The 13,425-nt window shown below is 39.4% G+C and carries 8 protein-coding genes; 5 read left to right on the forward strand and 3 right to left on the reverse strand.

What is annotated here, in order from left to right:
* Positions 1 to 58: 58 nt before the first annotated feature.
* Entirely contained in the window at positions 59 to 1,048 is a 990-nt protein-coding gene (locus PLEUR7319_RS0112815) for an HlyD family secretion protein (protein WP_019505629.1), read from the reverse strand.
* On the reverse strand, positions 1,036 to 3,723 hold the full coding sequence (locus tag PLEUR7319_RS35180) for a filamentous hemagglutinin N-terminal domain-containing protein (RefSeq protein WP_071592920.1): 2,688 nt from the start codon (positions 3,721 to 3,723) through the stop codon (positions 1,036 to 1,038). The genes PLEUR7319_RS0112815 and PLEUR7319_RS35180 overlap by 13 nt, the downstream gene beginning before the upstream one ends.
* A gap of 658 nt (positions 3,724 to 4,381) precedes the next feature.
* Here PLEUR7319_RS35180 and PLEUR7319_RS41280 point away from each other — a divergent pair.
* The 5 genes from PLEUR7319_RS41280 (at position 4,382) to PLEUR7319_RS0112860 (ending at position 12,486) form a co-directional block, all read left to right on the forward strand.
* Positions 4,382 to 4,537: a hypothetical protein gene (locus PLEUR7319_RS41280; RefSeq protein WP_019505634.1), complete on the forward strand. Its 156-nt coding sequence runs from the start codon at positions 4,382 to 4,384 to the stop codon at positions 4,535 to 4,537.
* Between the two features lie 182 nt (positions 4,538 to 4,719).
* On the forward strand, positions 4,720 to 6,537 hold the full coding sequence (locus PLEUR7319_RS0112845; RefSeq protein WP_019505635.1) for a ShlB/FhaC/HecB family hemolysin secretion/activation protein: 1,818 nt from the start codon (positions 4,720 to 4,722) through the stop codon (positions 6,535 to 6,537).
* A gap of 252 nt (positions 6,538 to 6,789) precedes the next feature.
* Positions 6,790 to 9,939, forward strand: a complete 3,150-nt coding sequence (locus PLEUR7319_RS35185; RefSeq protein ID WP_019505636.1) for an ELWxxDGT repeat protein — start codon at positions 6,790 to 6,792, stop codon at positions 9,937 to 9,939.
* 60 nt (positions 9,940 to 9,999) lie between these two features.
* The gene (locus PLEUR7319_RS0112855; protein ID WP_019505637.1) at positions 10,000 to 11,088 is read left to right on the forward strand and encodes a TIGR03032 family protein; all 1,089 of its coding nucleotides are present in this window, start codon (positions 10,000 to 10,002) and stop codon (positions 11,086 to 11,088) included.
* A 198-nt stretch (positions 11,089 to 11,286) separates the two neighbouring features.
* Positions 11,287 to 12,486 (forward strand): acetate/propionate family kinase, encoded by a 1,200-nt coding sequence (locus tag PLEUR7319_RS0112860; RefSeq protein WP_019505638.1) that lies wholly within the window; start codon positions 11,287 to 11,289, stop codon positions 12,484 to 12,486.
* Positions 12,487 to 12,509: 23 nt separating this feature from the next.
* On the opposite strand, the gene PLEUR7319_RS0112865 is transcribed toward PLEUR7319_RS0112860, so the two are convergent.
* Positions 12,510 to 13,382 carry a YihY/virulence factor BrkB family protein gene (locus tag PLEUR7319_RS0112865; RefSeq protein ID WP_019505639.1) on the reverse strand — a complete coding sequence of 291 codons (873 nt, stop codon included), beginning with the start codon at positions 13,380 to 13,382 and terminating at the stop codon, positions 12,510 to 12,512.
* Positions 13,383 to 13,425: the final 43 nt, after the last annotated feature.

The raw sequence follows: 13,425 nt of genomic DNA on the forward strand, positions 1-13,425 counted from the left end.
ATCTAAAGTGACTGTAATCAAAACAATAACAATCAACAAAGCGATCGCCTTATCGGAATTATAAGTCGGTAAGTATCCTGGCTTTGCGAAGCATAAAAGTGAGGACAGTTTCTTCATGAGTAATAATTTCTGTTCTACCTTCCATACCTGTCTGAATCTGACACTGCTTGGTTGCCGAATTCAGAACTAAATTACTGGGTTTGATGGTCACTTCATAACTGAAATTATGGCTATTATTGACTCCATCTTTAGTCTTCATGGAATCTGGAGAAACGCTACTGACAGTTCCAGATAAAACACCATAATCGGGATGGGGACAAGCAGAAACTTTCGTCAAAGCTTGTTGTCCCACTTTTAGCTTGCTAATATCCTCAGGAGCAACCCAAGCTTTTATTTTTAGGGACGTATTACTCGGAGCTATGTGAGCAAGTATGTCTCCTGCCTGCACCACTTGATTATCGTTACGAAGATGGAGTTCTTGAATGGTTCCTGCTATGGGACTGCGAATAATAGTATCTTTTAGTTTAGTTTCTATTTGTTCTAATTCTTGTCGGTTGTGGTGGAGATTATTCGTAATTTCTGCTTTTTGGTGATTTAGTTGCTCTTTTTCAGCAATAACTTTTTGCTCTACTGACTTAATCTGCTCATTAATTCTGGCTAATTGGGTAGTTTCTCGATCAATACTGCCTTTTAACTGCTTTATTTGAATCAATAGCTCCGAATTGTCCAGAGAAGCAATGATCTCTCCTTGTTTTACTATCTGATTGCTGGTGACTTGGATGTTTTTAACTTTGCCTGATATTGCTGACTGAGCGATGCGTATTTCTCCCACAGGACGTATTCTACTGGGAGCTTTGACCATTGCTCGGTAAGGTGTTGTAGCAGCAAGACCTATTACTATGCCAACAGTGGTAGCAAGAAATAAACCACCTAAAATTAGCCATCTACTGATAGGTGGGAGGAAATCGCTAGGTAAAGAAGAAGGCAAATACTCTGGATGAAGATGATATTTAATATTTCCTTCGGAATTGTCAGCTAACTTCGACACTGATTAAATAATTCCCCGTAATCTCGATTATTGGATTGAGGGATATAGCTCAATAATTCTACATTGCCTTTATTATTAATATTCCAGGCTTTAGCTTCAATAATCTTATCATTTGCCGTAACATCCGATTCTCTAGCTAGGGATGGGGCATTAGCAAAATTACGTAAATCTTCCCATACCGACTCTCCCCGCAGGCTTTGACTGGGGTTATCGGCTAATCCTCCCTTACCTGTTGCAGCAAAAGTATCATTACTCTTTCCTAAACACTGTCCTGCAATGAGGGAAGTAGGATCGACAATCTTTTCAGGTAATTCCAGCAAGCCAATTTGATTATCGGTATCGGGGCTATTTATTTCCACTACACCATCCAAGCCAAATTCCGAACTAGCAGTAATTTCACTATCCAAAGACTGCAAGATTACCTCAGTATCGATGTTAATGTTTCCGCCATCTCCTTGAATAGCGTTAGCTCGAATTGCACTGTCATCTCTGACGATAATAAATTTGCTATCAATTGTCACATCGCCACCCCCGCCATTACCATTAAAGACGCTGGTACTGAGTTCGCTATCGTTGTCCAGAAGAGTAGAATTAGCAATCAAAGTAATATCGCCTCCACCTGTTTGAGTTGAATTAGCAGAGATTTTTCCTTGATTGGCATTAAGGCTATCGACCCTAATCTCAATATTTCCCGCTTGCCCTGCGCCATCGCTATCAACAGAAACTTGACTCTGATTATTGAGGTTGAATTGATCGCCTGTGATATTGATATTGCCCCCATCAGCATTACCTCTGGTATCGGCAATAATCTCGCTATTATTATTTAAAGCAATGTCTCCGGCGATGTTTAAATTAATGTTGCCACCACCACCATCGTTAGTGGAAGCAGTAATACTGCTAGGAAATTCAGAGTTTGTACTGCTCATTTCAAGAGAATTTGCCTTGATATTGATACTCCCCGCTGATCCCTGCCCTGGTTCGCCATCTCCCCGACTAAAAAAGTTACTAACGCTAATGGTTGCACCATCTTGAATGGATAACTTATTAATATCTAGGTTAAGGTTGCCCCCTGCTCCTGTACCGAGAAGGGCACTGCCATAAATACCGCTTGCCCCTAATTCATCTCCACCAGACAGTTCAATCTGATCTGCTGTAATTCTTAAGTTACCTGCATTACCAGAACCACGAGTACCGACAAATATTTGTGCGCCATCAAGAATTTTTAAGGAATTGGTCTCGATAGTTAAATCTCCCCCTTTCCCTTCGGCCTCAGAAGAAGTGAACAATCCACTGATACCTAATTCTGAAGTACCAGTTAATTCAATTTCTTTCGCCTTAATGATTACACTTCCTGCATTTCCCTCGCCAAAGGTAGTAGCGTTAACTTGTGCTCCATCAGCAATTAGCAAGCTATCTGCTTCAATTAATATATTTCCTCCTTTGCCAGTAAGAAAGATATCTGGTTGAGCGAATAAACCACTAAAAAAGTCGCCGTATTCGGATTCACCTATTACCTTGATATCCTGAGCACGAATGTTCATCTGACCAGCATTTCCCAGTCCAAAAGTATTGACATTAACTTGTCCTCCGCCTTTCAGTAACAAACTACCAGCTTCAATTAGAACATCGCCCCCATCCTCTGTAGCATCGAAAAGGACATTACTCCATATTGAACTTGGAAGATTGATGTCCGGGTCTGTACCAATTATATTGACGTCATTGGCAGTAATATGAGTTAAACTACCTGGGGTATTGCCCTCAGTTTCGGCGAAAATTGCTGAGCCATCAGTTAGGTTTACCACACTAGCTTGAATTTGAATATTGCCACTACCTTTTCCACTAACATTAATAGAAGCGGAATTAGTTAAATCAATGTTGCCACCTAATTCACTATAGGCAAAATTCCATCCTAGGTCGCCAGGAATAAGCTCAACTGTTCCTGCCTCACCTATACTAATTAATTCAAGATTGCCCTCTGGTGCTGTTAAATTCCCCCCTTCTAGCAAAATATTTTTGCCAGCTAAACCCAGAGTTTGATTTGGTGCGACCTCTAACCCAGAGTTGCGTTCAAATCGATCTACTGTAAAAGTATCAAAGTCAAAAAAAGCGTTGTGACCAGAGCCTTTGACAGTAACATCGCCACTATTAGTACCATATTGCAAACCTATAGGGATATTAACTGTTAGTAGAGGAGGAGCTTGAGGATTGATCGCACTAAACTCACTTCCATCAGTGAACTTAATACTATTTGCCGTACCAGCAATAAAAGATCCACCTAGATCTAAGGTCGCATTTTCCCCAAAAACAATCCCACTGGGATTAATCAAAAATAAATTTGCTGTCCCATTAGCTTTAATTAAGCCATCAATATTAGAAATGCCCCCTCCCGTAATTCTACTGAGAATATTTTGTATATTGATGGCATTATCAAAAAACGCTGTATTTCCAGTAGTTAAAGAGAATTCACTAAAGCTATGAAATAAATTGCTGCCAACGCTAGTTCCCCCCGTAATCTCCATAATGCCTTCATTAGTTGTAACTATCGAGTTTTGGGGCAAAGTATTGTCGGGAACTATTTGCCCTAAAGCTTCACCATACAACAAATATGAAGCTATGAAGAAGATGGAAGTAAAGCAAAAGAAATACTTATTATTGCTAGCTAGTGAGGAATTCATTTTGGTGAAATTGTCTCTAAAAACTGGATTAAGCCTATTGTTCCCCAAACTAATAAGAAACTTGCAATATACAAGTATGATGCAGCCTTCTACGTAGTTTTCGCTATCTCCTAAGTAATAAGAGCCGAAAAAATATGTAGATTTTGTAAATTCAGCAAAAATACGTAGGTGCAATCTCTAATCTTTGTATATACTTACGTATAGTCAAGCTTAATTAAGATATTAGAGGAAGTAAGTATTATGAATAAAAAAGACAAAAAACAAACCCAAAACAACCCTCTTTTTGTTCCTTTAACTGCAAAAGAGCAGCAGCAGCTTTCTGGTGGTGGAAGACGTTCCGGTGGTGGCTAGGTCGTGTAAACAACTAGCTCTAAAACAAACTAAACAAATTGATTTAAGTTTAGATTTATTGACGGCTCGATTTTTCTCAGTAGAAAAGTCAAGTCTTTTTTTTGCTTTTTTTCTTTACAAGCTCATTCTTACTGCCAATAGCTCAGTTAAACCCAACTATATTCATTAAATCAAAGATAATTTTGACAATCAGTTATTTTTACACGCTCCAGAGTAAGTAATCTTCAGCATTGGCGATCGCTCTCTACAGATTGGTTCATAATCGATTAATGATAGGTAAATTATTTCTCCGTGTCTCCCCATCTCAGTGTCAACTTCAACCCATCAACTAAAAGTTGACAGACCACTAATACTCCTCATTGTTAGCCCTGGTGACGGAGAAGATACTATTGTTGATTTTGATTTGGGACGCGATCGCCTTGGTTTAGCGGGAGATCTGGAATTTGACGATCTGACTTTTTAATCCTCTAAAAATTTGAGGTGGGTTTAGTAGCTCTAAATCACCTACAGATGTAGAAAGATAATAATAAATTATTAAAAACATTATTATATTTAGTATAATTAATACTATTGCTAGTAATGTTATTCATTTAACATTTTTGGGCTTTCTATAAGTGTGCCTCTCACTAAGCATAGTTATAGAGTATGTTGACTCCAAATATTTTTTGGCAACAGTTAGAATTAAATCAACTCAGCAAAGTTGATTTAAAGGTTGATATACATAGATATCTATCTTCCCCCTCAATTTCTTGGCTAGCTTTAGCATTAGTATTCACAGGGGTACAGCCGTTAAATGCTGAGGAAGTAGGTTTAATCAAAACAGCTGAACATAAAGATAGTTCCCATCATTACTCAGAGCTGTTAACTAAATCTCTACCCATACCTAAAACAAAAACTCAAGAACGAGGCAATAACCAGCAAAAATCTTTGAGTACTCCGGCTCATCAGGACTCAATTATTGCTCAAAACTCTGATGATATTCCTGAAGAAATTGTGGTTAAAAATTTTGAGGTGGTTGGCAGTAGTGTTTTTAGTAGAGAAGAGCTAGTTGCAAAAATTAAACCTTATCGTAATCGTCCTCTAACTTTACCAGAGCTATTTCAAGTTAAAAGTGTGATCACTAAACTTTACACCGATCGAGGATATGTCAATTCTGGTGCATATATACCTCCCCAGGAACTTGATGATGGTACAGTCAAGATCGCCGTTTTGGAAGGTCAATTAGAAGAAATTAACGTCTCAGGAACCAAACATCTCTCCCCAAAATATATCTCCTCTCGTCTTGAGGCTGCTGCGGGAAAGCCCTTGAATGTTGACTCTTTATTGTCTGCTCTACAGTTATTACGGCTTAATCCTCTAATTGATAATATTTCGGCAGAATTATCGGCAGGTATTCGTCCTGGAACAAGCTTACTCGATATTGAAATTAAAGAGGCAGATGTTTTTAATATTTCCACTAGTCTTAATAACAATAGATCGCCTAGCGTCGGCAGTAATCAGCGTTCTGTCGGTTTAAATCACGGTAATTTATTCGGGTTTGGAGATCAATTTAGCTTTAACTATACCAATACCGAAGGCAGCAATAGTTTTGATTTTGCCTATGCTCTGCCTGTAAACACCAAAAATGGCACGATTAAAGCAGCTTACAGTAGTAATGATAATGATGTGATCGAAGAACCCTTTACCCCTCTCGATATTGAATCTAAATCACGCTATTATGAGTTAAGTTTTCGTCAGCCTCTAATACTCAAACCAAATCAAGAATTTTCTATCGGCTTGAGTCTCTCCCATACTGATAGCGAATCTTTTCTTCTTGATGACACATTTCCTTTATCTCGTGGTGCCGATGAAAATGGAGAAACTAGAATTAGTGCCATCAGGTTATTTCAAGAATTTGTTAATCGAAATGATAAACAGGTATTAGCATTTCGTTCTCAATTCAGTATTGGGGTGGATGCTCTCAATGCAACCATCAATGATGATCAGCCTGACAGTACTTTTTTTGCTTGGCGAGGACAAAGCCAATGGGTAAGAGAGCTAGATGAAGATCTTTTATTGCTTTTACGGGGAGATGCTCAATTATCAGGTGGAAGTTTAGTCTCTTTAGAACAGTTCCGGATTGGCGGAGTTAGTAGTGCTAGAGGTTATCGTCAGGATTTGAGTTTGGGAGATAATGGACTATTTGCCTCGGCAGAGTTACGAATCCCGATTCTCAGATTGAGAAAAATTGATGGCTTAGTCCAAATTGCCCCTTTCATTGATATTGGCACAGTCTGGAACAATGATGAGGTTGAGATTGCCAATACGACTCTTCCTTCCTTAGGAGTAGGCTTGAATTTCGCTACGGGAACTAATTTTAATGCTCGTTTAGATTGGGGGATTCCTATAGTAAATATCGACAATGAGGGTGATTCTCTTCAAGAAGATGGGATTTACTTTTCCATCGATTACAACTTCTTCTAGTAGGTCATCGCAAAATAAATAATGCTTAACTTAGCTAGGCATCAGACAAACTCTACCTGTCTTGGTTAGAGCATTAATTTCTGCTATTGAACATACCGTAGCATAGTAAAATTTTATTAGAGTGATTTTGAGCGGTTTAAATGAGTGTAGGTTGTTGTTTTTCAAACAAACAATACAAACGACCTTATTTGGTGTGAATTATTAGATTAACAACAATTTATTAATTGATTGCTAGCAATCAAATTAAAGCTGATGGAAAACAATTTAAGTCAAGTTGTATTAGTTAAAGATATTCGTCCTGGTGCTAATAATTACGGTTATGTCTATAGTTCTTCTCCCTCTAATCTAACTGAGTTCAACGATCAGCTATATTTCACCGCCAATGATGGTGACAATGGTGATGAACTTTGGGTCAGCGATGGTACCACCGAGGGAACTCAATTGGTTGCCGATATTCACCCTGGTAGTAGTGATTACGGCAATGCTTATGGCTCTTATATCAGTAATTTTACTGAGTTCAGCGATAAATTATATTTCACCGCCAATGATGGCGAAAATGGTTTTGAGTTATGGGTCAGTGATGGTACCACCGAGGGAACTCAATTATTAGTCGATATTCGTACTGGGACTAGCAACTACGGTTATTATGGTTCTTTTCCGAGTAGCTTCACTGAGTTCAATGACAAGCTATATTTTACTGCCAATGACGGCGAAAATGGCAATGAACTCTGGGTAACCGACGGTACAACTAGTGGTACCCAATTAGTTGCCGATATTCGCCCTGGAACTAGTGATTACGGTGATGCTTATAGTTCCTTTATCAGTTACTTGACCGAGTTCAATGACAAGCTATATTTTACCGCCAATGATGGTGACAATGGTGATGAACTTTGGGTCAGCGATGGTACCACCGAGGGAACTCAATTGGTTGCCGATATTCACCCTGGTAGTAGTAATTATGATTATGCTTATGGTTCCTATGCCAGTAATTTTGCCGAGTTCAACGATAAATTATATTTCACGGCCAATAATGGCGAAAATGGTAATGAACTCTGGGTAACCGATGGCTCCACCGAAGGAACTCAATTGCTGGTTGATATCAATCCTGGTAGTAGTGATTACGGTGACGCTTATAGTTCCTATGCCAGTAACTTTATCGAGTTCAACGATCAGCTATATTTCACGGCTAATGATGGTGACAATGGCAATGAACTCTGGGTAACCGATGGCTCCACCGAAGAAACTCAATTAGTTACTGATATCCGCCCTGGTAGCAGTAGTTCCTATGCCAGTAATTTTATTGAGTTCAACGATAAATTATATTTCACGGCTAATGATGGTGACAATGGCAATGAACTCTGGGTAACCGATGGCTCCACCGAGGGCACTCAATTGCTGGTCGACATTAATCCTGGAACTAGTAATTACGGCTATGCTTATAGTTCCTATGCCAGTAATTTTATTGAGTTCAACGATAAATTATATTTCACGGCTAATGATGGTGACAATGGCAACGAACTCTGGGTCAGCGATGGCACCACCGAGGGCACTCAATTAGTTACTGATATCCGCCCTGGTAGCAGTAATAACAGCTATATTTATAGTTCTTCTCCTAATAATTTGACGGAGTTCAACGGCCAGCTATATTTCACCGCCAATGATGGTGACAATGGCAACGAGCTCTGGGTCAGTGATGGCACCTCTGAGGGCACTCAATTACTGGTCGACATTCGTCCAGGTAGTAGTGATTATGGTTATATCTACGGTTCCTATGCCAGTGATTTTATTGAGTTCAACGAGCAGTTATATTTCACGGCTGATGATGGTGAAAATGGTAGAGAACTCTGGGTCAGTGATGGCACCTCTGAGGGCACTCAATTGCTGGTCGACATTCGTCCAGGTAGTAGTGATTACGGTTATAATTATGGTTCTGTCCCCGATGATTTGACGGAGTTCAACGATCAGCTATATTTCACGGCTAATGATGGCGAAAACGGTAGAGAACTCTGGGTCAGCGATGGCACCTCTGAGGGCACTCAATTGCTGGTCGACATTAATCCTGGTAGTAGTGATTACGGTTATAATTATGGTTCCTATGCCCGTAACTTAACAGAGTTTAACGAGCAGCTGTATTTTACGGCCAATGATGGTGACAATGGCAATGAACTTTGGGTTAGCGATGGCACCTCTGAGGGCACTCAACTGCTGGTCGATATTAATCCTGGTAGTAGTGATTACGGTTATAATTATGGTTCCTATGCCCGTAACTTGACAGAGTTCAACGAGCAGTTATATTTCACAGCTGATGATGGTGAACATGGTAACGAACTCTGGGTCAGCGATGGCACTACCGAGGGCACTCAACTGCTGGTCGACATTCGTCCAGGTAGTAGTGATTACGGTTATAACTATAGTTCTTCTCCTGATAATTTGACAGAGTTCAACGGCCAGCTATATTTCACGGCCCATGATGGTGAACATGGTAATGAACTCTGGGTCAGCGATGGCACTACCGAGGGGACCCAACTGCTGGTCGACATTCGCCCTGGTAGTAATGATTACGGTTATAACTATAGTTCTTCTCCTGATAATTTGACAGAGTTCAACGGCCAGCTATATTTCACAGCTGATGATGGTGAAAATGGTAACGAACTCTGGGTCAGCGATGGCACCACCGAGGGCACTCAACTGCTGGTCGACATTCGTCCAGGTAGTAGTAGTTACGGCAATGCTTATGGCTCCTATGCTAGTAGCTTTGCCGAGTTCAACGGTAAGCTATATTTCACGGCCAATGATGGTGAAAATGGTAACGAACTCTGGGTCAGCGATGGCACCACCGAAGGGACTCAATTAGTTGCTGATATCCGCCCTGGTAGTAGTGATAACAGTTATGCTTATAGTTCTTATCCCAGCAATTTAACCATTACTGATGATGAATTATTTTTTAGTGCGAATGATGGTGAAAATGGTGATGAGCTGTTTAAGTTAACCGTTGATGATTCACCTACTGTTATTAGTGGTACTAATCGCCCTGATAATCTTGTGGGGACGAATGGTGCAGACGAAATTGAAGGCTTAAAGGGTCAAGATACCCTTGATGGTAGTGCTGGTAATGATACTCTCCTTGGCGGCAATGGCAAAGATAAGCTAGTTGGTGGTACTGGCGATGATATTTTAACTGGCGGGGCTGGAAAAGATATCTTTGTTGTTAGCCCTGGTGATGGAGAAGATACTATTGTTGATTTTGAGTTGGGACGCGATCGCCTTGGTTTAGCTGGAGATCTGGAATTTAACGATCTGACTTTTTCTGGAAATACAATTCAAACAGGTGATGAACTATTAGCAACTCTGAATGGTTTGAATACTGAAGACCTCACGGTTCATGACTTTTTGGGCCTCTAAAAATTTGAGTAGCTTTAAATCAACTTCAGTCTTTAAACTTTCAATAGATTTAATTTTTGAATGATGATTCAACCTGCAACTAAAGCTGATACTAATGCCCAACAAGAGGGGATACGGGAAGTCCGTTATGAGTACAGTAATAATTTGGTTAACATTCTCAATCGCCTCAATATTTCCTTGTTTTTCTCGACATATCAAGCAGGTAAACTGGGAGTCGTAACGGTTAAAAACACTTCTCTCAATATTAGTTTCCATAACTTTGAGCGAGCGATGGGTATGGCAATCAGTCTTACTCAAATGGCAGTGGGGGGCAAAGACTGGATTTATTTTCTGAAAAATGACTCGAATTTAGCTCCTCAAATTGAACCACCTGGTAGTTATGATGCTTGTTTTTTGACTAGAGGCGCGCAATATACGGGAGATATTTCAATTCACGATTTAGCTTGGGGGAGTCAAGAATTATGGATGGTTAATACGCGGTTTTCCTGTCTTTGTACTTTGTCTAATAACTATAACTTTTTACCGCAATGGCGACCATCTTTTATTAGCGCGATCGCCCCAGAAGATCGTTGTCATCTTAACGGTTTAGCGATGGTTAATGGAATGCCGAAATACGTTACTGTCTTGGGTCAAACTGATAGTCCTGGAGGTTGGCGAGACAATAAAGCTAGTGGCGGTTGTATTTTGGAAGTTCCTAGTAGCAAACTAATTACTGACGGTTTATCGATGCCCCATTCTCCTAGAGTGTTTCAAAATCTTTTGTGGGTACTCAATTCGGGATATGGGGAAATTGCAACAGTAAATCTAGCTTCTGGCAAACAGGAAAAAATTGTCTCCTTACCTGGCTACACTCGTGGACTAGCATTGTTGGGTCAGTATGCTTTTGTTGGTTTATCCAAGATTCGAGAAACAGCTATTTTTGGCAATTTACCGATCTGCGATCGCTTTAAAGAATTAAAATGTGGAATTTATATCGTAGACTTACAGACACGACAGATAATTAGTTGTTTGGAATTTCAAGAAGGCATTGATGAAATTTTTGATGTTCAGATTTCTCAATGTTCTTCAGCAATGATTTCTGGTCCTTATGTTGTAACTGATGGTGCGAATCAAATATGGTCTTTACCAGCTAGTAGTAGATCAATTTAGCGTGCCATAAATGTAAAATGACAAGAATTTATTTTCAATAAGTATTATCGTCTTTTTCTGAATTCCGAACTTTTTAGCATCCATAATTTCAAAATTGGCAAATTAGTAGGTCATCGCCAAATAAATAATATTTAACTTAGGCTTTACCGAGATTGTTTAATCTAAGAGGTAAAGATTATCTAATCTATAATAATCATCATGATCGTCTTAGTACTTAATGCTGGTTCTAGTAGTCAGAAAAGCTGCCTTTACATTTTAGACGATTTCATTCCAGATACTCCCCCAGAACCTTTATGGGAGGCTCATCTAGATTGGACAGTGACTCAAGAGGGGGGAATTCTGACTGTAAAAAGCAATGATATTAAACAGCAAATAGAAGTTAAACAAAGGGAGACTGCTTTAAAAGTTCTCTTGAATACTTTAATTACAGAAGAAACTAAGGTATTAGAAAGTCTTGAGCAGATCGATGTGGTTGGTCATCGAGTAGTACATGGTGGAGCAAAATATAATCAAGCTACTGTAATTACCCCTGAAGTCAAGCAAGCGATCGCTGATCTAATTCCCCTCGCTCCTAACCATAACCCTGCCCATTTAGCGGGAATAAATACTATCGAAGAAATCTTACCCCAAGTACCCCAAGTTGCAGTTTTTGATACGGCTTTTCATACCACAATTCCCCCACAGGCAAAAGTATATCCTTTACCCTATGAATACTATGAACAAGGGGTTCAGCGTTATGGGTTTCACGGTATTAGTCACCAATATTGTGCCAAGCGTACTGCCCAAGTTTTACAAAAACCCCTAAAATCCCTCAAAATTGTTTCTTGTCACTTAGGTAATGGTTGTTCTTTGGCTGCCATTAAAGATGGAATCTGTATTGCTACAACTATGGGTTTTACACCCTTAGAAGGTTTAATGATGGGAACTCGCTGCGGCTCAATCGATCCTCAAATTCCTCTTTATCTGATGCAAAAATATGACTTGGATGTAGAGAAAGTAAGCCAAATACTTAATCAAGAATCAGGTTTTAAAGGAGTTTCTGGTATCTCTGCGGATCTCAGAGCCATTTTAAAGGCGATCGCCAGTGGTAATCAACAAGCACAACTGGCTTTTAATATTTATCTTCATCGTCTCAGAAATGCTATTGGTGCCATGGTTGCGAGTCTTAATGGTTTAGATGTCTTGGTTTTTACGGCTGGAGTAGGGGAAAATTCCAGTATTGTTCGCGAAAAAACCTGTGCTGGTTTGACTTATCTAGGATTGCAATTAGATTTAGCTAAAAATAATACTTTCTCCGTAGATGATAATATTGCGGCTAAAAATTCCTCAGTACAAGTATTGGTAATTCATACTCAAGAAGATTGGGAGATCGCTATTCAAGCATCAATGCAAGTTTGAAACAGCAATTGCACAAAAAACACTTAATCGAATCGAGAATGTCTACTTGGTCGCATTTTTGAGCCATACATCCGAGTATAGACTTGGGTGAATTCCGCACCTAACAAAATAATTTGAGCTGAATAGTATACCCAGGCAAGAAACACAATCAAAGAGCCTGCTGCACCATAAGCTGAACCCAAACTTCCTGTACTGAGATAAAGACCTAATAGGAATTTACCAAATAGAAATAATAAGGCTGTAATTATTGAGCCTACTAAGACATCTTTCCAGGCAATTTTGACATCTGGAACATATTTAAACATCAAACCAAAAACAAAAGTCATCAGACTCAAAGACAAAATAAAATCTAAGTTTTCCCACAAAAGTGTTGAACCTGGCAAAAAGTCTAATTGGTATTTACTCACAGCAGAGACAACTGTACTCAAAATTAAAGATAGTACTACCAAAAATCCGATCACCAGTACCATTAAAAACGAAGATATACGTTTGCGAATAAATGGCTTAATTCCCTGTCCTGGATGAGGTTTAACGTTCCAGACAGTATTCAAAGCATCTTGCAGTTGAGCAAACATTCCTGAAGCCCCAATAAACAGCACTCCAATACTAATTAAAGAAGCAATTCCTCTGATTTTAGGCTGGCTAATATTGTTGAGTGCCAGCAGAATTGGTTTGACCCCATCTTCTCCGACTAAGGCAGTTAACTGTTGGGTAATTTCTTCTTGAGCCGCTTCTTGTCCAAAAAATTTCCCCGCAATCGCGATCGCAATTACTAGTAAAGGTGAAATAGAAAAGACTGTGTAATAGGCTAAAGCAGCAGCGATACGAGATGCCTTGTCCTTTTGCCACTCATTAAATGTTTCTTGGAGCAATCGTCCGATTTTACGTAAATTCATTGATTTCAGTTTCATTTAGCTCAAGTTTTTCTGCGTAAATTCA

The sequence above is a fragment of the Pleurocapsa sp. PCC 7319 genome (genome assembly GCF_000332195.1).
Classification (GTDB): Bacteria; Cyanobacteriota; Cyanobacteriia; order Cyanobacteriales; family Xenococcaceae; genus Waterburya.

Coding starts and splice junctions, on each gene's coding strand:
- PLEUR7319_RS35180 (WP_071592920.1), bottom strand. CDS start 3,723: ATGAATTCCTCACTAGCTAGCAATAATAAGTATTTCTTTTGCTTTACT.
- PLEUR7319_RS0112845 (WP_019505635.1), top strand. CDS start 4,720: ATGTTGACTCCAAATATTTTTTGGCAACAGTTAGAATTAAATCAACTC.
- PLEUR7319_RS35185 (WP_019505636.1), top strand. CDS start 6,790: ATGGAAAACAATTTAAGTCAAGTTGTATTAGTTAAAGATATTCGTCCT.
- PLEUR7319_RS0112855 (WP_019505637.1), top strand. CDS start 10,000: ATGATGATTCAACCTGCAACTAAAGCTGATACTAATGCCCAACAAGAG.
- PLEUR7319_RS0112860 (WP_019505638.1), top strand. CDS start 11,287: ATGATCGTCTTAGTACTTAATGCTGGTTCTAGTAGTCAGAAAAGCTGC.
- PLEUR7319_RS0112865 (WP_019505639.1), bottom strand. CDS start 13,382: ATGAATTTACGTAAAATCGGACGATTGCTCCAAGAAACATTTAATGAG.